Below are 22,449 nucleotides of genomic sequence, written 5' to 3'. Positions count from 1 at the left end.
TGTACGGAAAATCTCTGCTTGACAGGCGGCGGCTGCGCACGCCGCTGCCAGCGAAACGCCATGCTATACTTTTCGAATGACTCGTAAGCTGGTATACATTCTGCTGACAATGATGATGTTCCAGCTCAGCTGGGGCGTTGTGGCGGAGTATTGCGAGCACGAAATTGGTCGCGCCGCCCAACATCTTGGGCACCACTCCTCGGTCAAGGATCCCGTCCAGGAAGCACTGAGTTCGGTCGACGAGCCTGCCAAATCCAAAGCCGGTATCCTCCATTCGCACTGCACCTCCTGCACGCACACGCCTCTTACGTTCGAGAACCTGCTTGTCAGCGTGGCGGTTCCCGACCCCCTGCGCATCGCTCCTTCTTCCTTCCTGCGTGGTTTTTCCTCCATCGATATGGCCCCGCCTGAGCGGCCACAATGGGTTGCCGTCGTCTGATTCGGCGGCGGCTCGTAGCTAATTCAATTCACTGACTTCCGGGCACGTCGTTGCGACGCCCCTGATGCGCGGATCGCCGCTGAATATCCTTCGCCTATTGATTTCGGAGTTTATTCATGCACACCAAACGTATCGTTGTTGGGTCGCTCGTGCTATTGGCATGGGCGCTCCCGGCGGCTGCACAACTGGCTGGCCATCCGGCCAGCAGCCAGCTTGAGGCAGCCGCCAACACCCTGGCGCTCCGAGCGCCACTGACGCTTGAAAAAGCGATCGAACTGGCCTTAGCAGCCAACCCCGGCCTGCGGGCCAGCGCACTCGACGTTGCGATTGCCGGCGCCGAGGGCCGGCAGGCCGCCATGCCGCCGAATCCCACTCTCTCCTACACTACGGAGGGGACACAGCGCGGCACTCGCACGCGCACGGTCGAGCTCAGCCAATTGGTCGAGCTTGGCAGCAAGCGGCGTGCCCGCATGGAGCTTGCCGACAGCGAGAGCCGGCTCGCGCTTGCATCCGCCAGCGTGGCCAGGGCCGACCTGCGTGCCGACCTGGCCACGGCCTATTTCTATGCCCTCGGCGCTCAGGAACGCGTGCGCCTCGCACAGGCGTCGCTCGAGATTGCTTCGAAAGCCAGGGCCGCGGCGGACAAGCGCGTTGCCGCTGGCCGGGTGTCCCCTGTCGAACTCTCGCGCGCCAAGGTCGCGGAATCATCCGCGCGCCTCGACCTCGGCCAGGCGGAAGGCGAACGGACTGTTGCGCAAGGATTGCTCGCCGCATACTGGGGTCAGACCACAACTGAACTCCTTACCCTGGTCGAGCCGGAGAGCGGCCTTCGATCCCTTCCCTCGCTCGCCATCTTGCGCGAGCGATTGGCGGCTTCCCCGCAGCTTCAGCGCGCACGTCTGCAGGTTGAGCGGGAAGAAGCCGTGGTCTCGGTCGAGCGCGCGCAACGCATGCCCGACTTGACCCTTCTGGTCGGCCGCCAGAAAGACGAGGAAATGGGGCGCTCGCAAACCGTGCTCGGCGTGTCGGTGCCCCTGCCCCTTTTTAACTGGAATCAGGGCAAGCTGCAAGCCTCGCTCCTCCGGGCCGACAAGTTGCGCGCGGAAAAGGACGCCCAGCAGCTCCGGCTCGCCCAGGCCTTGTCCAGCGCGTACCTGCGCGCGCAGATGGCCAACGGCCAGGTACTCACCATGCGCCAGGACATCCTGCCGGAAGCGCAACGGGTCTTCGATGCCGCTGTGATCGGATTCGAGGCCGGTAAATTCAGCTTCCTCGATGTCTTGGACGCGCAGCGCACGCTGCTGCAAAGCCGCGCCCAATATGTCCAGGCGCTCTACGACAGCTACCGCTTTACTGCGGAGCTCGGCCGATTCGCCGATCCAGGCACCGGCGTTCCAAATACCGACAGGGCCACCCCATGAAGTTCGACATCGACAAAAAATCAGCGCTTTCCATCGCAGCTGTCATCGCGATCGGAATCGTTCTTGCATTGCTGATCGTCTTCTGGAAAGGCGGCAACGCGTCAACCGAACCTGGCGGAGAGCATGCCGAGGAAACGGCAAAAGCCGACCCACATGAGGATGGGGAAAAAGAAAAAGCCCATGCCGATGAGCCGGGCCTGGTCGAGATGACTCCCCAGCAGATCCAGGCTGCCGGAATCGCGACTGCAGCAGCGGCACCGGCCACCATCCAAACCGAACTCGTCCTTCCTGGCGAGGTGCGGTTCAACGAAGACCGTACAGCCCACGTCGTGCCCCGGGTCGCCGGCGTCGCCGAGTCGGTCTCTGCCTCGCTCGGCCAGGATGTCAAGAAAGGACAAGCCCTGGCCGTCATCGCCAGCGTCGAACTGGCGGACCTGCGCAGCGCTGCCCTTGCCGCGGGCAAGCGCCTCGAGATGGCGCGCATCACCTATGAACGCGAGAAGAAGCTGTGGGAACAGAAGATCTCTGCCGAGCAGGATTACCTGCAAGCCCAACAGGCATACCGTGAAGCCCAGATCGAGTCGCAGGCGACGCGGGCGAAGCTGACCGCGCTCGGCGCGGATGTATCGGCTGGCGCGATCAATCGCTTTGTCCTGCGCGCCCCATTCACGGGTGTCGTCGTCGAAAAGCACCTCGCACAGGGCGAAGCCGTGAAGGAAGACGCGAACGTATTCCTGATTTCGGATCTGTCGACCGTGTGGGTCGACATCGCCGTCACGCCGAAAGACCTGCCCTCGGTACGCGTCGGCCAGGCGGTCACGGTCAGATCCGCGGCCGGCGGCCCATCGGTGGCCGGCAAAGTCAGCTATGTCGGCAACTTGCTCGGCGAGCAAACCCGCACCGCAAGTGCGCGGGTCGTGCTCGACAATCCAGGCATGGCATGGCGCCCCGGCCTGTTCGTGAACGTCTCCGTCGTCAGCGGCCAGAAGGATGCCGCGGTCGCCGTTGCTGCCGATTCGGTCCAGTCACTCGAGGGGAAGACCGTCGTATTCGTCAAGAGTCCAAAAGGCTTCGAAGCCAGGCTGGTATCGACTGGCCTCAGCGACGGGAAGCACGTCGAAATCCTTACCGGACTCACGGCAGGCACGGCCTACGTCTCGACCGGCAGTTTCGTCGTGAAGGCCGAGCAGGGCAAGGGCGGCGCGGTGCATGGCCATTAATCGAGGACCCCGACATGTTTGAACGTATCATCCGTTTCGCCATCGAGCACCGATGGCTGGTCATGCTGGCGGTCATTGCCATGGCCGCCGTGGGTATCTACAACTATCAGAGACTGCCAATCGACGCGGTGCCTGATATCACCAACGTCCAGGTCCAGGTCAATACCGCGGCGGCAGGCTACTCGCCGCTCGAAGTCGAGCAGCGCGTTACTTTCCCGATCGAGACCGTCATGGCAGGCTTGCCGGGCCTGGTGGAATCCCGATCGCTGTCGCGCTATGGGCTGTCGCAAGTCACCGTGATCTTCAAGGATGGCACCGACATCTATTTTGCGCGCCAGCTCGTCAACCAGCGAATCCAGGAAGCGAGGGAAAGCCTGCCTGAGGGCGTGACGCCGATGATGGGCCCGATCTCGACCGGCCTGGGCGAAATCTACCTGTGGACGGTGGAAAGCGAGCCTGGGGCGAAAAAGCCCGATGGCACGCCCTATACCCCGACCGACCTGCGCGAGATCCAGGACTGGATCATCAAGCCGCAACTACGCCAAGTCCCCGGGGTCACCGAGATCAATTCCATCGGTGGCTTTGCCAAGGAATACCTGATCGCGCCCGACCCTGCCAAGCTCAGCTCCCACCGGCTGTCTCTGTCCGATGTCGTGAATGCAATCGACCGCAACAACAGCAACGTCGGCATGGGCTACATCGAGCGCCGCGGCGAACAATTCCTGGTCCGGGCGCCTGGCCAGGTGCGCACGCTGGACGATATCCGCAATACCATCCTCGGCAACGTCGACGGCGTCCCCATCCGGGTGCGCGATGTGGCAACTGTCGACGTCGGGCGTGAACTGCGCACGGGCGCAGCCACCAAAAATGGCCGCGAAGTGGTCCTGGGGACCGTGTTCATGCTGATCGGCGAGAACAGCCGCGCAGTGTCGCAGGCCGTCGCCAACAGGATGGTCGAGGTGAATCGTTCGTTGCCGAAAGGCGTCGTGGCGATTCCTGTATACGACCGTACCGCGCTGGTCGACAAGGCAATCAGTACGGTCAAGAAAAACCTGCTCGAAGGCGCCGTGCTGGTGATCGCGGTCCTGTTCCTATTCCTTGGCAATATCCGTGCGGCCATCATTACGGCGATGGTCATACCGCTTGCAATGCTGTTCACCTTCACTGGCATGGTGACTTACCGGGTCAGCGCCAACCTGATGAGCCTGGGTGCGCTCGACTTCGGCATCATCATCGACGGCGCCGTCGTGATCGTCGAAGCATGCGTGCTCCGCCTGGCACATGCCCAGGCTGCCCATCGGCGCGAGCTCACCCTGGCCGAACGGTTCCACGAGGTGTTCGCCGCTGCAAAGGAAGCACGCCGGCCCCTCCTGTTCGGCCAGCTCATCATCATGGTGGTCTACCTGCCGATATTCACCCTCGCCGGCGTCGAAGGCAAGATGTTCCATCCGATGGCGTTCGCCGTGGTGGCAGCCCTGCTTGGCGCCATGATCCTGTCAATCACCTTCATTCCGGCCGCCGTCGCCCTGTTCATCGGCAAGCGCGTCTCGGAAAAGGAAAACCGCATCATGGTGGCGGCCAAGCGCGCCTATGCGCCGGCGCTCGAGAAGGTGCTGGGCCACAGCGCCCTGGTCATCACCAGCGCAGTGGTGCTGGTACTGCTGTCCGGACTGCTGGCCACCCGATTGGGGAGCGAATTCATTCCGAACCTGAATGAAGGCGATCTGGCACTGCAAGCGATCCGCATTCCGGGCACCAGCCTGAGCCAGTCGGTCGAGATGCAGCAGAAACTCGAAGTGGGTCTCAGGGCGACATTCCCCGAGATTGAACGGATGTTCGCGCGCATCGGTACCGCCGAGATCGCCTCCGACCCGATGCCCCCCAATATTTCCGATGGCTTCGTCATGCTCAAGCCCGAATCCGCGTGGCCCGCGCCGAAGAAAAGCCATGCCGAACTGGTTGCGGCAATCCAGGAAGAAGCCGAGAAATATGCAGGCAACGCGTACGAGGTGTCACAGCCCATCCAGCTGCGCTTCAATGAGCTGATTTCGGGGGTGCGCAGCGACGTTGCCGTGAAGATCTTCGGTGACGACATGGACGTGTTGGAGGCAAGCGGCAAGGAAATCTCAAAAGTCCTGGAGAAGGTGCCGGGAGCTTCAGAAGTAAAAGTCGAGCAGACCGGCGGCCTGCCGATGCTGTCCGTGGATATCGACCGCGAAAAGACCGCACGATACGGACTGAATATTGGCGACGTGCAGGAAGCGCTGGCGATTGCCACCGGCGGGCGCGAGGCAGGCACCCTGTTCGAAGGCGACCGCCGCTTCGACATCGTCGTGCGCCTACCCGAGACGATGCGTACCGATCTCGACGCGTTGCGGCAGCTACCAATTCCGCTGCCGGCCAGTGCGGGCGCTGCAAGGGCCTACATCCCGCTAGCGGAAATTGCATCGCTCAATTTCACCCCCGGGCCCAACCAGATCAGCCGCGAAAACGGGAAGCGGCGGATCGTCGTCAGCGCCAACGTGCGCGGCCGCGATATCGGCAGCTTCGTCCCTGAAGCGCAAGCGGCCATCGCCAGCAAGGTCAAGGTACCCGCCGGTTACTGGATCACCTGGGGCGGCACCTTCCAGCAGCTGGAATCGGCAACGCAGCGCCTGCAGATCGTGGTGCCGCTCGCCCTGTTCATGGTGTTCACCCTGCTGTTCGCGATGTTCAACAACGTCAAGGATGGCTTGCTCGTCTTTACCGGCATTCCGTTTGCCCTGACTGGCGGCGTCATCGCCCTGGCCCTGCGCGGCATCCCGCTGTCGATCTCGGCGGCGGTCGGGTTCATCGCCCTCTCGGGTGTCGCAGTCCTGAATGGTCTGGTGATGATCTCCTGCATCCGCACGTTGCGCGAAGAAGGCATGGGCCTGGACCTCGCCATTACGCACGGGGCGTTGACCCGGCTGCGGCCGGTCCTCATGACGGCTCTCGTCGCGTCGCTCGGTTTCGTGCCGATGGCGATCGCGACCGGAACAGGCGCCGAAGTCCAGCGGCCGCTTGCAACCGTGGTCATCGGGGGAATTCTGTCTTCGACCGCGCTGACACTGCTCGTCCTTCCCCTGTTTTACCGGCTGGCGCACCGCAAGAATAGCGATGAAGTACCGGTAACGCCGCCGAAAGTGGCCGTCCAGTAAACGTTTGGGCCGCTAGTACATCGGCGGCCCACTCCCGGGAATAATAATCACCTCAACCTGGTCAGCATGCGGCTTCTCTCGAGCGGCAAGGACAGCAGTCTGAACGTGAAAGGCGCCTACCTGGAAGTGTGGAGCGAGCTAAAGCTCAGCAAACATCAATCTGGCGGAGACGGTGGGATTACTATACGCCCCCATGCACCCCAGCATTCAATAAATCCCCGCTTACGTCAACCCTCACCCATACCCTGAAAAATCTGTTACCTCATCAACGGGAACCACCCCATCTTCAATGAATGAGCTGAGAACTTCAACATAATGGTTCTCTCAGGCGAAGAACATTTGTCCTGTTGTCGATACCCTGGAACGGGGCAGCAAGGCGTAGTAGCCGCCATTCCAAGCCACTTGCCGGTCTTGCACAGTTTGCGAAACGAGTTAAGCAGCAGCGTCGTCCCATCCCGCCACATTTACAGTTCTCGTGCAACGCACGCTCTGAGCCAGCCTATGTGTTGTGTTCTCCCGCATGTTGATGCATTGGGGTCAACGTCCGGTAAAAACGTGGCGCGGCAGTGTGACGCCTCGGCCAAATTCGCCCTCTGCCGTGGCCAGCAGTGCCAGCGCGTCATCGTGAAGTTGCACCAATGCAGCCGTGCTTGCATCCGGGTTGGTTTCGCCAAGAACAATAGCGTGACCATACCGAACATCTAGATGCTGCATCTTCGCGACGAACTGGAAAGCCTTGTCATACAGTTGTTTTTCGAGCAGCCTGATGACCGCCATCCGACCCAGAATTTGCGGAATCAACTTGTGCGCTTCCTCATCGTATTGACTGCTTAAATCCGGCCGTGAGAAACCGCGCGTTTGCGCGCTCCACGACAGCCAGCACATCGAGTGCACTAGCGAGTGCGATGCCTTAGCGAGCTCGTACAGCGCTTCTCAGATCGGATTCGAGGGTCGAATCGGCGGTGATCCTCGCTTTGATCTGCTCGACAGCTCGGGTAGTCTCGCGCAAAGTACCGATCGGCGCGCGTAAATCTTCTGTCGCTGCCCGTGCCTCGCCCTTTATTTTCGCATAAGAGCTTAAATAGGTGAGCACTGCGCCGACTATGCCGATAAACACCCCTAGGAGAATAGACGCTGGACTAAACTCCATTGTACCTCCGCTGATGCTGAGTTCCATTGCACCTCCTCCACATTTGGGGCTGATCACCATGGCGACAGCCTCTCCCACTGGCACGCCGGCCTGCCGGCCGCAGCCGCAACGCAAGTACGTGGCATGTCACGCTTTAGTCGTCAGTTCCCGTTGAGTCGAATGATCCGCATCAACGCAGCTGTCGACGCATCAATACCCTTTGACTCCGCCGCAGTGCGATTACCGGTACTGAACTCTAATTACATCCCGATAGCGAAGTTGCTGATCGATTTGAGTCGCTTAATTTCTTTCGCCTAGAGGAAAACATCTATTTCCATCTCCTCCATACTCTTCAAGTATTGTCACCTCATCAATACGACCCAACCCCCCTTGCTGTGCTCTACATCCTGCGAAATCGTAGCCGCGTGCATCGGAGACGCAGTCAAAGTACGCCGATAACCGCGGCGTTGTGGCGACGTCCACATGGGCAGCGCCGTCTATGGCAACGAGTATTCCACCACTTGGAGCGCCCGGTTGATGTAGATCAAAGCGGACTCAAGCAAGTCTGTCAATAATCCCGCGATGAACAGACGAACAAGTACCCAAGCGGCTCAATACGTCGAAGTTGCGGTAGAGCCAGCAAAAATATGAGCGATGTTAGTTGTTGCTGCGGGATAAGATTAATACCTGCCAGAAAAAGCATTTCAATCTTCAGGGAGGCTGCCGTGCCCTACTTTGCCCCTCCTCCGCCACGCCCGGCGTCTTCTAGGCACGGCTCGACGATATCTGCCATGACGACCGTCTGCTCGAATGTCTGCCCGATGCCGAACCGCAAGACACGGCGACGCTCCCAATCTCAGCGAAACGCCCATCCCCGCGACGCTGCCACCGGTGTCCAGTGCCGCAGTCGATCTCATCATTGCCTTCGAGGTCAGCAGCTAGGCTGCCGACTTGAGGCCATCCGCCTGCGTGTCTCGTGCGCGCGCATGAGCGCGCGGGAAACGGTACTGAGCCAGCGCGGGCCGCTGACTGAAGCGCGGAGGGCGGAATGATAGCGCGTAAAATCCGCGATTTCGACCGGTGGGTACGCCTAACCTTGAGCGTGCACTGGAGCCGGCTGCTGATCGGCTACGAGGACGAACTGGGTTCGCGCGGGACCGTTGCCGAAATGAGCAACCCGGCGGCTCCGGACGACGGCGACGCGCCTCCTTTCCACCAATGGACGAATCTGGCGCGGCTGCTGCGAGAGGGCTACGAAGACCGTCCCGAACCGCGCTCGCATCGCCGACCCGACGGCCGGTCGGTGGAGATTCCATGGCTGCTGGCGGTGTTCGTGCAGGTACCCGATCTTGATGCGGACTTCCCGTGGGAATACTGGTTGCGCCGGCAGCTTGGCGCGGACGGCATGCGCTGCGTTGTGATGCGCGAGCACGTCGTGGCACCTGCTCCGCCGTTGCGGCTGCCGGTCAGGCTGGCGCAAACCGATTCTCCCAGTGGTTTTTTCGACCGCGTGCGCGCGGCCCGCTGGTACCGCAACGAACCGGCGATTCCTGTCCACGGCTTGCGCCTGGAAGAGGGGCCCAAGGGCCAGTGGGGCCGGGCCGACGTTCTATTTCGATCGATGTGGTCTGACCGCCCATCGTTCAGATCCAGCCGCCGGCCGCGTCTGGTCGTCACGATGGCGCGGCTGCGCGACCTCCATCATCCGTATCTTAAGCATGACCTCGAGCCCGGCGTGTCACATCTGATCGTGGGCTTTCTCTCGCCCCACCAAGAACAATCGTTTGCTAGCGAATTTGTTTATGCCCTGGCGCATGACTTCGCGCTGCACGAGATCGCGTGGATACTCGAGAACAGCATGCCGGTGGAATGCATGGTGCTGAGCGACCCAGGCGGCAACCAGGGGCTGCGTTTGTCGAGCGTGATGCGCGATCTGGCTGACGATGTGCGCGCCGGCCTCTACGGCCGTCAGGCCCGTGCCGAGCGGATGATCTTCGACTTCAGCGGGGAGTCCGATGGCCTGACCAACATGGCACGCTTTCTCGCCGAACCGCACCAGGAGCAGCCGCCTGCCCAGCCTAGGCAGAAGCGCAAGGTCGACATCGCACTGGACGGCTACGATGCCCATGGCGTGCTGGCCCCACTCTATTCAAACGATCTGAACATGCCACTGAAGAGCGGATGGCGCTACCGTCTGCGCATCCACATCGGCGAACGGCATTGGCTCACCAGCCTCATGACCGGCGATTTTGCTTCGATCGACGAGCTGATCCCGCCCGATCCGACCCTGGCCACGCGCACGCTCGAGGTGGTGGTCTACTCCAAGAATTTCGACCTGCTGTCGCCCGCCGTGCAGAAACTGCGGTTGCCTCTTACCGGCAACAGCGCTCCCGTGATGTTCGAGGTCAGAACACCGGAATCCGCCGGGGTCGCCGACCTGCGCATCGTACTCTACTTGAACAACAACATGCTCCAATCGTTCGTACTGAAAGCGGACATTGGAATCCGGGTCCCGTCGGCGGACGGCAGGGCCGTGTATGTCCAGCTCGACTCTTCGGCGGTTTCCGAGCTCGGCGAGCTACCCCACCTGGCACCGCGCGCGCTGTCGGTCGCCTTGAATGACGACATTGCGACCGGCAGCCACACGTTGATGGTTAAGGGAGAAGGCTGGGCTAAGCAGCTGCCGCTGCGCAGTGAATCGATGAACGAAACGATGGACCGGTTCCGCGCCATCCTGCGGATGCAGGTAGACGAACTCAAAAAGCTGCGCCTGTTAGCCGCTCTGGGCAAGCAGGTCCGCGATATGCTCGCCTTCGGCGATCCGGCACACGCACAGGCGCTAGACGCTATTGTCGGTCGTGCCAACGCAACGCTGCAGTTCATTCGTCACCACGATGGACGGCCGTTCCCATGGCAGACAGTGTACGATTATACGTTGCCGACCGGCCTCGCCTTTGCTAACGCCAAGCTCTGCCTTGCTGACCGGCCGTTGGCTGCGGCGTTCGACCCGAAGAAAGTCGGATGCCCGCATTGCCCCGGCGAGGACGTCATCTGCATCGAAGGCTTCTGGCTGGTGCGACACCGGCTGGAGTTGCTCAGCGAGCAGCAACACGACAATGCTGCTCACCCACCCCGCGCGCTGCATGCCTGCGCTCCCGCGCCCAATCCTTTAGTCACCCTTGGCATTGGCACGCCGAGCGCGCTCGCTACCTATTTCCGGGGCAGGCTCAAGGCGACCCTGAAAGATGAGCTGTGCTGCATCACATCGAAAGACGCGCCTGTGGCGGCGATGCTGTGGGACACGCGCCGACGCCCTGCCGTGCTGGTCGTGCTCAGTCACCTGTACAGCCACGACCAGTTCCTCAACCTGCCGACCCGCCTGCTCGCCTTCGAGCCTGAGGTGGACGGAGCCCATATATCCGTCCCTGAACTATCGAAACACCAGAGCGAAGGGCATTGGTCCGATCTGTGCCGACCACTTGTCCTGCTGATGGCTTGCGGCTCGGGGCGCGAGGATACGGGTGAACTCGTTGGGTTGGTCGACGCCTTCCTGCGCTCGGGCGCCGCAGCGGTGGCCGGCACCGAGTGGGACGTGGACGCCGCTACGGTAACGACTTTTGCCGAAGATATCGTCAGGCACACCCTCGATCAGCATGCGGCGGTGCCGCTGGGAGTGGCCATCCAACGAAATGCCCGTGAGCGGCTGAGTGAAAGCCGCATCGCACCCTTCATTTTCACTACCTATGGCAGCGCCGATCTGACAGTGGGGAGAGCTCGATGAGATACAGGCGGCAAGTGGCGGCATTTCTGTGGTCGATGGCACTCGCATCAATCTGTCGGGCTGACAGCCCGCCGACTGTCGCCCCGCTATACGATAAGCCCTACGTAGTCATACCGGCAGCGGCGCCATTTGCGCTGGCAATTCCTCTGGAATCGAAGGGCATCAATGCCGCCGCCGTGTGTGCGGAAAAAGTCGGCGTACGCTACCAACACTTCGTCAGTGAAGCAGCGTCGCACCACTTCCTACTCGAGAAGGCGCTGCTGGAAAAAGGCAAAACCGCTGCGCGCCTGCGTGTGACGCTGCCGCAATCGGCGGCCATGCAGCCCGGCGACTATCACCTGATGGTGCGCTTCGATCAATGCGATAAGCCGAGTGCGGCGCCGGTGGCGCAGGCGGTCTACACCTTTACTGTCCCATATGCGGCGCTGCAGGCGCGCGGCAAGCACACCATCGATCTGCGCCTAACGCTGCCCTGGAGTGACGCAGTGCTCAATCCAGCTAGCATCAGCATCGAGCGCGACGGCAACAGCGCTTTCGTGCCGATCAGAAAACCAACGATTATGGCCGAGCCGTTCACTAACGGCAGTTCCGCAACGATCGGAAGGTGGAAGGGCATTAGCCTCGCTACCGTGGCGCCTCACCAGCCGGTACGCTTTAATGTGGCCGCACAGGATTTCCCGCCGGGAACGGCCAACGGCCAGCTGGTACTGCGCAGTCCAGACTTGCAGTCGCCGTTCAGGATAGACGTCGAGGTGCGTGCACACCTGCATCCGGCCTGGATGCTGTTGCCCATCGTGGCCGGTTTCATCCTTGGCCAGTGGCTCAGGCATCACCTGCAAGGCCGCATCGTTTTAGGCGAAGCGCGCCAGCCGGCCATCGATGCGCTAGCCCGCTTCGAGCGCGAGGCCAAACGCATTGCCGATCCTACCTTCCAAGTCGCCGCGAACAGCATCCTTGCCGAGCTTTCCCGAGTGATCCGCACCGGCGACAAAGCGCAAGTGCAAGCCGGACTGGACGCCGCAAGGACGGCATTCGAGAGCTTGCAGAAGGATTTGCAGGCCGCCCTTACGGCCGTGACGGAGAACATTGAAGCTTACCGGGACGCCTTCGGCATAGTTGGCATCCTGCCACCGCCATTGCACGAGCTGCCTCAGCGAGTCGACCGCGATGTCGATTTCTGCTTGGGTCTGGTTGCGGCGGCTAACCCAATAGATGCAAGGAAGGAACTGGCGCGCCGGTCCCAGGATGCTATGAGCTTGCTCGGCGATGGCATGCATTCGCTGGAATCAGCCGCCGGCAGCCTGAATGCCCAGCTCGGGGTTGCCTCTGTGGTGCTGAGTCCGGAGTCGCGTTTGGGACTCGATGCCAATCGCGCGGCATTCGAAGCAGCGCTCGCCGCCATGGTTCCCGTGACGCAGCAGGCCGAGGTGCATGCCGCCCTGATGGCGGTGAATCAATTGAGATACGCATCCAGTCAGCTGCTCAACCGCCATGCCGAGGCACTGGACAGCACCGCCCGCCAGGTCGAGGATCTGATCCGCTCACGCATCGAGCCCAAAAGCTCGCTGCCGCCGACACTGCTGGCGTTCAAGTCAGCACTTGGCGCGATGGCTGCGGACATGCGCACCCTAGCGGCGGCAAACCCTTTCGTTCAGCACGATTGGCCCGGCCGGACGGCACGCGCGCTGGACGCATTGCGCTCCGCGCTCTTGGCCATGATCGCCAGCCGAACCGATCTGGCAGCACAGGCGGGGCAACTGCAAGTTCAGGTCAACAGCGAGCGCTGGTACGATACCTTCGCAAAAGTCAGCGAATACAATCCGGTACACGGCGCGTTGCTTGCGCCGGCCAACCCGCAGTCACTGCAAGCGCCCCTGATACCGGCTGTCGAGGCGGCGCTACCGGATCGACCGGCTTTGCATGCTCCAACCATTGGACCGCTCACCTTGCCGGATATCGATCTGGAAGACTACCGTAACCGGTCCGCACTAAAACAGTCGCGCTTGCTCATGACGTTAGGGACCGGCACGATCATGACTTTTGCAAGCTATGCCGTGTATGAAGATAAATTTGTCGGGAGTAACCTTGAATTGTTGGGCTTGTTTATCTGGGGGTTTTCTGCGGATTTGACGCTAGGCGGTCTGTTGGAACGACTGACGCCACTCAAGCGGATCCCGCTGGCCAGTGGAGGCGCTGCGGCGCCTGCCGCAAGCCTACCGGGAACCCCGCGCCATCCGTGAAGGTGTTTGCAGCGAGCGAACCTCGTCGAGCGCCATGGCTTGAAACGAACGGGTTCCTAAACGGGGGCCGTGTAGCTAATCGCCCTTACTGCTGTCAGCGCCCCTCCGGTACTCGGATCATGTTGCGTCACGATGTGTCGCCAGTTTCAGGACTGCTCGTGCGGTTGGGCTGGCATTCATCGCGCTTGGACAAGGCGTTATGTGAACCGACTGTGCATCGCCAAATACGCCTGTTGACAGCGGGATTCCACACTCGGGCGAACTGTCGCGGTAACGTGGGACGGCGGACTGACGATCAACTTCAAGGTTGGATCGACAGGGGTCGAGTTGGTCTTGGTCGGCGCGGCCATGTTGACAGCGGGCGGCGTGATGCCGAACGTGCACAATACTGTATTCCTGCCCAAATTCGGCAAAGCCGCCAGCCCGACTGTCGTAGAACAGCGCCTGAACAATTCGCTCGCAGCGTATAAAGCGTGCGAGAAGCACCGCGACGCAATGAATGCTGCTTTGCCAGCTTGTTCAAGAAATCAACTTCGAAGATTGAATGACGTTAACGTTGACCTTAATATTGTTGAGTCTTGCAGCCACGTCCGGCGGGGTGCGAGCGGCCAGGATGAGACAACCGAGGTATCGGTCACCTTGATTCTCTCATCGTGGGTGCAGACCGATTCTTGATTACTCCTGAGCGTGAAATATTTCGGCGTTATGTTGTCGAAATCATAGTCCAACGCATCACCGACAGGCAAATCGCATTATTTTCAATTTATTTCTGCATGGAACTTAATGCCGCACAGAAACCTGTCGCCTTGTACTTGTGAGACGACTGTGGTCGCGAAGATTCGGAAACAGATATCTACCGCCTCCAGTGAGCTTTCGCAGTTCAGCCAAGAGTTCGCGTGTTTGCCTCGACAGCGGAACAAAATGGTCTTTCTTGATAGGATTTAGCCTTCTCTTACCCAGTTTCATTCGGTGCCAAGGAATGACCCAGTCGGAAGCTTCCTCCTCGATCTCGCTCCATGGGGTTTCGATGAGTTCGCTGGTTCGTACAAATACCAGCATTAGCAGGCGCAGGCCTATCCGCGTAACAGGTTGCATGCAGGCTTCGTTACTGCGAAGCGCCTTCAGAAATCTTGGCAATTCGTCGCTGGAAATTGCAGGGAAATTACCTGCCGGTACCGGTTGGAGCACATCCTTCATGTCCGCCACAAGATTCCTTGCAGCTACGCCTGTCTGGATGGCATAGCTGAAGATCTGTGCGCAAACCGCTTTGTTGCGCTTGGCGATTTCATGCGCACCCCTTGCCTCGATTTTGCGGAAGACATCTATCAGATCGCGATGCGTCATCTTCTCGATAGGCACTTTCCCTATGCTTGGAAACACGTCCATTTCGAGACGATGCAAAACATTACGCGCATACGCCGGCGACCACGATTTCTCCTTCACCTGATGCCACTCAGTAGCCATCTTCTGAAAGGTGTACTCGGTAGCCCGTAGGCTGTCTCGCCGGGCCTGCTCGCGCTGCTGCAGGGGGTCTCCACCGTCCAGCAGGATCCGGCGCGCCTCTGTACGTTTAGCTCGCGCGTCTGCGAGGCTCACCTCCGGGTAGGGACCGAAAGCCATCGTGGTTTCTTTTCCGTCCGCTTTCCGATACCGGAACCGCCAGAACTTCGCACCTGAAGGCTGCACCTCCAGATAGAGGCCGTGTCCGTCGAACAGCTTTACGAGCTTCTCCTGGGCTCTGACACGCCGGACCTGCATGTCGCTGAGTGGTTGAGCTAACCTTGGCATTTGACCTCCTGTCTAGACGTTTCGAGCAGGGGCAAGGCTAGGCAAGCCAGTTTAAGGGTAGGCGCTTGAGGGAGCACAACCGTATACCCTGACGCCTACCCTCATGATCTTGGACGTGTCCGGACACATGAGGACGTCACAAGACAAAAAACCCCCGGGTCTCAGTATGAGATTCGGGGGTTTCAGGTGTTTGCTAAAGCTCAGCAAACTTCAATCTGGCGGAGACGGTGGGATTCGAACCCACGATACAGGTATAAGCCGTATGCATCCTTAGCAGGGATGTGCCTTCGGCCACTCGGCCACGTCTCCAGTCAGGACCGACTTCGCAGTCGGCGCTGAGTGCAGGCATCTTAAGGTCTGGACCTCGTTTGGTCAAGATTGCACGGCAAAATTTCTGAAAATAATTAAGCTTGTTCCAGGTTAAATGCCTTGTGCAGGGCGCGTACGGCCAGCTCCATGTATTTCTCGTCGATCAGCACCGAGATCTTGATCTCCGAGGTCGAGATCATCAGGATGTTGATGCCCTCTTCCGACAGGGTGCGGAACATTTCCGAGGCGACGCCGACGTGGCTGCGCATGCCCACGCCCACCGCCGATACCTTCGACACCTTGGCGTCGCCCAGCACCTTGGCCGCGCCCAGCGATTCGCGCTGGGTTTCCAGCACGCTCATTGCCTTCACGTAGTCGCCCCGCGACACGGTGAAGGTGAAGTCGGTCTTGCCGTCCACCGACTGGTTCTGGATGATCATGTCTACTTCAACATTGGCCTCGGCGATGGGGCCGAGGATGTGGAAGGCGACGCCTGGCTTGTCCGGCACGCCCAGGACGGTGATCTTGGCTTCATCGCGATTGAAGGCGATCCCGGAGATGACGGCTTGTTCCATATTGCTCTCTTCCTCAAACGAAATCAAAGTGCCGGACTTCGCTTCTTCGTCCAGCGGCATCAGGGGATCGGTCAGCGACGACAGCACGCGCGTCGGGACCTGGTAGTTGCCGGCAAATTCGACCGAGCGCGTCTGGAGCACTTTCGAACCGAGCGAGGCCAGCTCGAGCATCTCTTCGAAAGTGATCTTCGACAGGCGGCGCGCCTCGTCCACCACGCGCGGGTCGGTCGTGTAGACGCCGTCGACGTCAGTGTAGATCAGGCATTCGTCGGCCTTCAGCGCCGCCGCAATCGCGACCGCGGACGTGTCCGAACCGCCGCGGCCCAGGGTCGAGATATTGCCGTCTTCGTCCATGCCCTGGAAACCCGTGATGATCACGATCTTGCCGGCGTTCAGGTCGCCCCGCACGCGGGTGTCGTCGATCGACTGGATGCGCGCTTTCGTGAACGACGAGTCGGTGCGGATGCCCGCCTGCCAGCCGGTGTAGGAGACGGCGTCCTTGCCGATGGCCAGCAGCGCCATGGCCAGGAGGCCGACCGAGACCTGTTCGCCGGTCGAGGCGATCATGTCGAGCTCGCGCGGGTCCGGCTGGGCCATGATTTCCTTGGCCAGTCCAATCAACCGGTTGGTTTCGCCGGACATCGCCGACGGTACGACGACGATCTGGTGGCCCGCGTCGTGCCACTTGGCCACGCGCGTGGCGACATTCTTGATACGGTCCGTCGAGCCCATCGACGTCCCGCCATATTTGTGGACAATTAAAGCCATATCAGGAGGGTTCCAGCTTGTTGAAGGATCAAAAGGGGACCCTCACTCTAGCATGCTGCAGCGCAGTATCACAAGGCAGGGAATAGAAAAAGCTATACGAAAAGAAAATAAAGTAATACGTTTTTCGTACAGAAACTATTCGCTTGCCGGCACCCAGCGCAGGGCAATGCGTTCGCCCTCCCCTGCCGCCACGTGATGGCAGTCCATGCCAATGCCGGCGGCGAACAGCAGCGAGCGGCCGGCACTGACAGTCGGCGCGCGCTCGCGCTCCCAGGCTGGCACGCCCAGCGACTGGTAATGGGCCTTCAGGCCGCGCGTGGGGCGATTGGGAGCCAGCTTGAGGCGCTCGCCGCCCTTGCGGAAATCGATGGTGAGGGCTTGCGCGCGCAGCCAGGCGGGATCGAAGCCTTCGGGCGCCGGATCGAAGTGGAGCACGCCGCCGTAGGCCGGGAAAGCCATCGACGCTTCGCCGCGCCAAACGAAGCTCTCGCCGAATCTTTCGATCACCCCCTCGTCGTCCGGGTCGCGCATGCCGGCCAAATCAGGCAGCCGCGGCGTGATGTGCAGCTTGCCGCGGTGGCGGCGGATATGGCAGGCCGGGTGCGTCACCTTGAGCTGGGCGTCTTCGCGCGCCGAGAACAGCTGGGACACCATCTCCGCCAGCCAGGCGGTCGAGGGCATGGCCAAGCCGCGCTGGGCAAACAGGTGACGCAGCAGATTGTCCACGCGGTCGCGGCTGAGCAATTGCAGGCGCGCCAGGTCGACGGTGTCGCCATCGAGGCACACAGCGAGGTCTTGCGCGGCCAGCTCGTCGAGCATGCGCTGGGCCGACTGCACGTGGGCCGCACCGCGCGCCAGGCGTTGCTGGAAGCCCGGGAAGGCGGCAGACAGTGCCGGCATCACCGTATGGCGCAGCGCATTGCGCGCATAGCGCGCATCCAGGTTGGACTCGTCTTCCACCCACGCCAGGTTTTCAAGCTGCGCGTAGGCTTCGAGCTCGGCGCGCGAGACGTGCAGCAAGGGCCGCGCCATGACCAGCTCGGCATTGCCCAGCAGTTCGCTTGCGTGATTAGCGGCGTCCATGCCCGACAAGCCGGCCGGGCCCGAGCCGCGCAGCAACTGCAGCAGCACGGTTTCGGCCTGGTCGTCGAGATGGTGGGCGGTGAGCAGCAGCGGCACGCCGTGCAGCAAGCACATCTCGCCGAGGGCCCGGTAGCGCAGCTTGCGCGCGGCGGACTCGAGCCCGTCCTTGCCCTTGACGACCTCCACGCGGCGATAATCAAAAGCGATGCCCAGCGCCGTGCAGGCTTGCTCGCAATGCGCCAGCCAGGCATCGGCATTCGGGCTCAGCCCGTGGTGGACGTGGAAGGCGTGCAGGGTGAGGCCCTGGCTGGATGCCCAGTCGTGCGCGAGCCGCAGCAAGGCCATCGAATCGAGGCCGCCGCTGCAGGCAATCGCCATGGAAGTCGGGGAATGTGCGGCGCGCAGGCCGCTCAATGCCTGCGCAAAGACTGCCGGAATGGTTCCGGCTGTTGAACGGCTCACTCTTCGCGCGGCAGCGTTTCCTTGAACTTGCCGTAGCTCATCAGTTTCTGGTGACGGGCTTCGAGCAAGTCCTTGGTCTTGACGCCGGTGAACTGGCGCAGGGTATCGGCCAGTGCGCGCTTGAGCATCTGCGCCATGCCCTTCGGATCGCGGTGCGCGCCGCCCAGCGGCTCGCTGACGATCTTGTCGATGAGGCCGATGGCCTTGAGGCGATGCGCGGTCAGGCCCAGGGCGTCGGCGGCATCCGAAGCACGCTCCGACGTCTTCCACAGGATCGAGGCGCAGCCTTCCGGCGAAATCACCGAATAGGTGGCGTATTGCAGCATCAGCACGGCGTCGCCCACGGCGATGGCCAGCGCGCCGCCCGAACCGCCTTCACCGATGATGGTGGCGATCAGGGGCACTTTCAGCTCGGCCATGACGTAGAGGTTGTGGCCGATCGCTTCGGACTGGCCGCGCTCTTCGGCGTCGATGCCCGGGAAGGCGCCCGGGGTGTCCACGAAGGTGAAGATCGGCAGGCCGAATTTCTCGGCGACCTTCATCAGGCGCATGGCCTTGCGGTAGCCTTCGGGCTTGGGCATGCCGAAGTTGCGCATGGCGCGTTCCTTGGTGTCACGGCCCTTCTGGTGGCCGATGACCATGCAGGCCTGGCCGTTGAAGCGCGCGAGGCCGCCAATGATCGACTGGTCGTCGGCGAAGGTGCGGTCGCCGTGCAGTTCGTGGAAGTCGGTGAAGATCTCGTTCACATAGTCCATGGTGTATGGACGCTGCGGGTGGCGGGCGATCTGGGACACCTGCCATGGCGTGAGCTTTGCGTAGATGTCCTTGGTCAGCTGCTGGCTCTTCTTGGCCAGGCGGTCGATCTCTTCGGAGATGTCGACGGCGGAATCGTCCTGCACGAAGCGCAGCTCTTCAATCTTGGAATCGAGCTCGGCGATTGGCTGTTCAAAATTGAGGAAAGTTGTTTTAGTCATTGTACCTCCGGATTATTTCGTGGCCACAGCGTCCGTCTGGGCGGCACGCTCCTGGCCTGCTTTGGCCTGATTTTGGGCGCTATTCTACCGTACCCGTGCCGGACGAGGAACGCCTAAACAGGGTCCAGGCTGCGCCACAGGTACCAGGTGGCCACCGTGCGCCAGGGTTCCCAGTTGGCGGCAACCTCGCGCGCATCGCTGCGGGAAACAGGTTCACCAGAGAAATAATTCTGGCTGATACCCTGGATCAGGCCGGCGTCGTCGAGCGGCAGGACGTTCGGCCGGAGCAGATTAAATATCAAAAACATCTCCGCTGTCCAGCGGCTGATGCCGCGAATCTGGACCAGTTCGGCGATGACGGCCTCGTCGTCCATCTGCGACCACAGGTCGGCATGGACGCGTTTGGCCTTGAAATGGTCGGCCAGGTCGAGGATGTATTCGGTCTTGCGCTTGGACAGTCCGCAGCCGGCCAGCTCGAGCGCGCCGGCCTTGAGCACCTGGCTTGGCGCCAGCTTCGGGCAGATCGCCAGCAGCTTGCCCCAGGCCAGGTCGGCCGCCTTGGGCGTGACCTGCTGGCCGACAATGGAACGGGCCAGGGTGGTGAAGGGGTCGGGATGGCCGCGCAGGTGCAGGTCGCCGAATTGCGGGATCAGCTTGTTCATGATGCGGTCGCGCGCCATCAGCGTGGCTTTCGCCTCCGCCCAATAGGCTGGAACCGACAGTTCGCCCGGCGACTCGGGGGCCGCCACCGGCTTGTCCTTGTCTGCCATTATGCGCGGCGCCAGGTCGTCGTTCCGTCCGGCTTGTCTTCCAGGATGATCCCGGCGGCAGTCAGTTCGGCGCGAATGGCATCCGCTTCGGCAAAATTGCGGGCTTTCTTGGCGGCGGCACGGCGGGAAATTGCTTCATCCACGCCGGCGTCAGCGCCAGCCTCGCCGCTGCCGCCCTGCAGGTAGGCCTGGGGCGAGCGCTCGAGCAGGCCCAGCACGCCCGCGAGGGCTTTCAATTGACGCGCGGCCTCGACCGACTTGGTGCGGTTGACTTCGCTTGCCAGGTCGAACAGCTCGGCCACTGCCAGAGCGGTATTGAAATCGTCGTCCATCGCTTCGCGGAACCGAACCGCGTGCGCTTCGTCCCAATCGACTGCCGGGGCGTCGCTACCAAGCTCGACCATCGACAGCGCCGTGTACAGGCGCTGAAGCGCGCCCTTGGCGTCGTCGATGTGCGCATCGGAATAGTTCAGCGCGCTGCGGTAGTGCGCGCGCACGATGAAGAAGCGGATGACTTCGGCGTCGTACTGCTTGAGCACATCGCGGATGGTGAAGAAATTGCCCAGGGACTTGGACATCTTCTCGTTGTCCACGCGCACGAAGCCATTGTGGATCCAGTAGTTGACCATGTTGCCGCCGAAGGCGCCTTCGGACTGGGCGATCTCGTTCTCGTGGTGCGGGAACTGCAGGTCGGCGCCGCCGCCATGGATGTCGAAATGCTCGCCGAGCGTGGCGCAGGACATGGCCGAGCACTCGATATGCCAGCCCGGACGGCCCTTGCCCCATTTCGAATCCCACTTGGCCTCGCTTGGCTCGGATTCCTTGGCGGCCTTCCACAGCACGAAGTCGAGCGGGTCGCGCTTGCCGCTGTTGACGTCGACGCGCTCGCCGGCGCGCAGGTCGTCGAGCGATTTGCCGGACAGCTTGCCGTAGCCTTCGAAGCCGCGCACGGCGTAGTTGACGTCGCCGTCGCTGCTCTTGTAGGCCAGGCCCTTGGCTTCCAGCTGTTCGATGATCGACAGCATCTGCGGCACGTATTCGGTGGCGCGCGGGACCCTGGTGGGCGGCAGCATGTTGAGGGCAGCGATGTCCTCGTCCATGTACTTCACGTTGCGCGCGACCAGCTCGCCGATGGTCTCGCCGTTTTCGACCGCGCGCTTGATGATCTTGTCATCGATGTCAGTGATGTTGCGGACGTACTCCACTTCGTAGCCCGACGCCATGAGCCAGCGGTAAATCACGTCGAAGGCCATCATCATCCGCGCATGCCCGACATGGCAGTAGTCGTAGACGGTCATGCCGCAGACATACATGCCGACCTTGCCGGCTTCCATCGGGACAAATACCTGCTTGTCACGCGCAAGCGTGTTGTAGATCTTGAGTTGGCTCATGGGTGTGTTCTAACGGGACGAGAAATCGGGCAATGCGGTAGCGGGACGCACGCTGGGTAAAGCGTGCGCCGGCACAGCGGGATTGCGTCGAGATCGTCTGAACCCTTGGTGTTATTCTTCTTTGATAGAATGGGACGTTCCGCGCAAAGTATAGCATTGTTAAAATCCCGGCTGGCCGCATATGGTTCAGCTTTATTTTTCGGGAAAACACTTGACATCGCCTTGCGCGATGTCCACCAGAGGAGAGCCCAGACAATGACCGCAACCTTCCGCAGCTTCCTGCTGCGCCGCCTGGCGCTTGGCGCAGGCGCCCTGCTCCTCTCCAGCGCTGTATTGGCCGATGCGCCGCTTGAAGCCACTGCCGCGCCGGTCAACGGGCCGCAGGTATCGATCAAGACTTCGATGGGCGAGATCGTCCTGCAGCTGGACCAGGACAAGGCGCCGAAGACGGTGGCCAATTTCATGCAGTACGTGAAGCAGGGCTTTTACAAAGGAACGATCTTCCACCGCGTGATCGAAGGCTTCATGATCCAGGCCGGCGGCATGAACGAGAAGTTCGAGGGCCGCCATACCAACAAGCCGATCAAGAACGAATCGAACAACGGCCTGTCGAACCAGCCGTACACGGTGGCCATGGCGCGCGAAGACCATCCGGATTCGGCCACTTCGCAATTCTTCATCAACGTGGCCGACAACTCCGGCATCGATTACCCGAACTACAAGGGCTCGGGCTATACCGTGTTCGGCAAGGTCGTGAAGGGCCAGGAAGTCGTGGACAAGATCAAGGGCGTGCTGGTGGACGACGTCAAGGGCATGCAGAACGTGCCGGTGAAGCCGATCTTCATTCAGTCCGCGACCGTCCTCAAGGGCGACAAGCTTGTAAAATAGCGCGCTGTGAAGAAAAATGTCGTTCTCGCACT

Annotated in this window: 16 protein-coding genes, 1 tRNA gene and 1 pseudogene; 9 read left to right on the top strand and 9 right to left on the bottom strand. The window is 61.3% G+C overall.

The genetic code is table 11. The annotated features are described in order from the left end of the window. The first annotated feature begins 76 nt into the window (after positions 1 to 76). From AC56K1_RS10205 to AC56K1_RS10185, 5 genes and pseudogenes are all read left to right on the top strand, one after another. Complete coding sequence (locus tag AC56K1_RS10205; protein WP_497157727.1) at positions 77 to 439, top strand: hypothetical protein; 363 nt, start codon at positions 77 to 79, stop codon at positions 437 to 439. A 116-nt stretch (positions 440 to 555) separates the two neighbouring features. Then, on the top strand, positions 556 to 1,860 hold the full coding sequence (locus tag AC56K1_RS10200; protein WP_497157726.1) for a TolC family protein: 1,305 nt from the start codon (positions 556 to 558) through the stop codon (positions 1,858 to 1,860). Next, a complete protein-coding gene (locus tag AC56K1_RS10195) occupies positions 1,857 to 3,080 on the top strand; it encodes an efflux RND transporter periplasmic adaptor subunit (protein ID WP_497157725.1) in 1,224 nt (407 codons plus the stop codon). Before AC56K1_RS10200 ends, AC56K1_RS10195 begins: the two co-directional genes overlap by 4 nt. Before the next feature lie 14 nt (positions 3,081 to 3,094). Continuing rightward, complete coding sequence (locus AC56K1_RS10190) at positions 3,095 to 6,259, top strand: CusA/CzcA family heavy metal efflux RND transporter (protein WP_497157724.1); 3,165 nt, start codon at positions 3,095 to 3,097, stop codon at positions 6,257 to 6,259. A gap of 51 nt (positions 6,260 to 6,310) precedes the next feature. Next, positions 6,311 to 6,400: pseudogene (locus AC56K1_RS10185) on the top strand (cation transporter); the annotation flags it as partial. A 396-nt stretch (positions 6,401 to 6,796) separates the two neighbouring features. Here AC56K1_RS10185 and AC56K1_RS10180 read toward each other — a convergent pair. Both AC56K1_RS10180 and AC56K1_RS10175 read right to left on the bottom strand, forming a co-directional pair. Further along, positions 6,797 to 7,144 carry a hypothetical protein gene (locus AC56K1_RS10180; RefSeq protein ID WP_497157723.1) on the bottom strand — a complete coding sequence of 116 codons (348 nt, stop codon included), beginning with the start codon at positions 7,142 to 7,144 and terminating at the stop codon, positions 6,797 to 6,799. 25 nt (positions 7,145 to 7,169) lie between these two features. Further along, positions 7,170 to 7,436, bottom strand: coding sequence for a hypothetical protein (locus AC56K1_RS10175; protein ID WP_497157722.1), 267 nt, complete (start codon positions 7,434 to 7,436; stop codon positions 7,170 to 7,172). A 1,000-nt stretch (positions 7,437 to 8,436) separates the two neighbouring features. Here AC56K1_RS10175 and AC56K1_RS10170 point away from each other — a divergent pair. The 3 genes from AC56K1_RS10170 (at position 8,437) to AC56K1_RS10160 (ending at position 14,084) form a co-directional block, all read left to right on the top strand. Next, positions 8,437 to 11,169 carry a CHAT domain-containing protein gene (locus tag AC56K1_RS10170; protein ID WP_497157721.1) on the top strand — a complete coding sequence of 911 codons (2,733 nt, stop codon included), beginning with the start codon at positions 8,437 to 8,439 and terminating at the stop codon, positions 11,167 to 11,169. Between the two features lie 14 nt (positions 11,170 to 11,183). Beyond that, on the top strand, positions 11,184 to 13,409 hold the full coding sequence (locus tag AC56K1_RS10165; protein WP_497157720.1) for a hypothetical protein: 2,226 nt from the start codon (positions 11,184 to 11,186) through the stop codon (positions 13,407 to 13,409). 348 nt (positions 13,410 to 13,757) lie between these two features. Beyond that, complete coding sequence (locus tag AC56K1_RS10160; protein ID WP_497157719.1) at positions 13,758 to 14,084, top strand: hypothetical protein; 327 nt, start codon at positions 13,758 to 13,760, stop codon at positions 14,082 to 14,084. Between the two features lie 105 nt (positions 14,085 to 14,189). Here AC56K1_RS10160 and AC56K1_RS10155 read toward each other — a convergent pair whose 3' ends face one another. From AC56K1_RS10155 to cysS, 7 genes are all read right to left on the bottom strand, one after another. After that, positions 14,190 to 15,197 carry a tyrosine-type recombinase/integrase gene (locus tag AC56K1_RS10155; RefSeq protein ID WP_497157718.1) on the bottom strand — a complete coding sequence of 336 codons (1,008 nt, stop codon included), beginning with the start codon at positions 15,195 to 15,197 and terminating at the stop codon, positions 14,190 to 14,192. A gap of 216 nt (positions 15,198 to 15,413) precedes the next feature. After that, a tRNA-Ser gene (locus tag AC56K1_RS10150) sits at positions 15,414 to 15,506 on the bottom strand. Between the two features lie 95 nt (positions 15,507 to 15,601). Then, entirely contained in the window at positions 15,602 to 16,849 is a 1,248-nt protein-coding gene (locus AC56K1_RS10145; protein ID WP_497157717.1) for an aspartate kinase, read from the bottom strand. A 135-nt stretch (positions 16,850 to 16,984) separates the two neighbouring features. After that, positions 16,985 to 18,394, bottom strand: coding sequence for a tRNA lysidine(34) synthetase TilS (tilS, locus tag AC56K1_RS10140; protein ID WP_497157716.1), 1,410 nt, complete (start codon positions 18,392 to 18,394; stop codon positions 16,985 to 16,987). Further along, entirely contained in the window at positions 18,391 to 19,368 is a 978-nt protein-coding gene (locus AC56K1_RS10135) for an acetyl-CoA carboxylase carboxyltransferase subunit alpha (RefSeq protein WP_497157715.1), read from the bottom strand. The genes tilS and AC56K1_RS10135 overlap by 4 nt, the downstream gene beginning before the upstream one ends. A 113-nt stretch (positions 19,369 to 19,481) precedes the next feature. Next, positions 19,482 to 20,138, bottom strand: a complete 657-nt coding sequence (locus AC56K1_RS10130) for a DNA-3-methyladenine glycosylase family protein (RefSeq protein WP_497157714.1) — start codon at positions 20,136 to 20,138, stop codon at positions 19,482 to 19,484. Then, positions 20,138 to 21,529, bottom strand: coding sequence for a cysteine--tRNA ligase (cysS, locus tag AC56K1_RS10125; protein WP_497157713.1), 1,392 nt, complete (start codon positions 21,527 to 21,529; stop codon positions 20,138 to 20,140). Before cysS ends, AC56K1_RS10130 begins: the two co-directional genes overlap by 1 nt. Before the next feature lie 255 nt (positions 21,530 to 21,784). Between cysS and AC56K1_RS10120 the strand changes: the two genes are divergently transcribed. Continuing rightward, positions 21,785 to 22,417: a peptidylprolyl isomerase gene (locus AC56K1_RS10120; protein ID WP_497157712.1), complete on the top strand. Its 633-nt coding sequence runs from the start codon at positions 21,785 to 21,787 to the stop codon at positions 22,415 to 22,417. The last annotated feature ends 32 nt before the right edge of the window (positions 22,418 to 22,449 follow it).

Source organism: Telluria sp. ZB4P37, from assembly GCF_059685855.1.
Note: the sequence above shows the minus strand (reverse complement) of the source record. Positions and strands in the feature narration are given on the sequence as shown.

Bases quoted from the DNA above. Each gene is read 5' to 3' on its own strand.
- AC56K1_RS10155 (WP_497157718.1), bottom strand. From the start codon at position 15,197: ATGCCAAGGTTAGCTCAACCACTCAGCGACATGCAGGTCCGGCGTGTC.
- AC56K1_RS10200 (WP_497157726.1), top strand. From the start codon at position 556: ATGCACACCAAACGTATCGTTGTTGGGTCGCTCGTGCTATTGGCATGG.
- AC56K1_RS10195 (WP_497157725.1), top strand. From the start codon at position 1,857: ATGAAGTTCGACATCGACAAAAAATCAGCGCTTTCCATCGCAGCTGTC.
- AC56K1_RS10120 (WP_497157712.1), top strand. From the start codon at position 21,785: ATGACCGCAACCTTCCGCAGCTTCCTGCTGCGCCGCCTGGCGCTTGGC.
- AC56K1_RS10190 (WP_497157724.1), top strand. From the start codon at position 3,095: ATGTTTGAACGTATCATCCGTTTCGCCATCGAGCACCGATGGCTGGTC.
- AC56K1_RS10170 (WP_497157721.1), top strand. From the start codon at position 8,437: ATGATAGCGCGTAAAATCCGCGATTTCGACCGGTGGGTACGCCTAACC.
- AC56K1_RS10135 (WP_497157715.1), bottom strand. From the start codon at position 19,368: ATGACTAAAACAACTTTCCTCAATTTTGAACAGCCAATCGCCGAGCTC.
- AC56K1_RS10145 (WP_497157717.1), bottom strand. From the start codon at position 16,849: ATGGCTTTAATTGTCCACAAATATGGCGGGACGTCGATGGGCTCGACG.
- AC56K1_RS10205 (WP_497157727.1), top strand. From the start codon at position 77: ATGACTCGTAAGCTGGTATACATTCTGCTGACAATGATGATGTTCCAG.
- cysS (WP_497157713.1), bottom strand. From the start codon at position 21,529: ATGAGCCAACTCAAGATCTACAACACGCTTGCGCGTGACAAGCAGGTA.
- AC56K1_RS10130 (WP_497157714.1), bottom strand. From the start codon at position 20,138: ATGGCAGACAAGGACAAGCCGGTGGCGGCCCCCGAGTCGCCGGGCGAA.
- AC56K1_RS10160 (WP_497157719.1), top strand. From the start codon at position 13,758: ATGTTGACAGCGGGCGGCGTGATGCCGAACGTGCACAATACTGTATTC.
- AC56K1_RS10175 (WP_497157722.1), bottom strand. From the start codon at position 7,436: ATGGAACTCAGCATCAGCGGAGGTACAATGGAGTTTAGTCCAGCGTCT.
- AC56K1_RS10180 (WP_497157723.1), bottom strand. From the start codon at position 7,144: ATGTGCTGGCTGTCGTGGAGCGCGCAAACGCGCGGTTTCTCACGGCCG.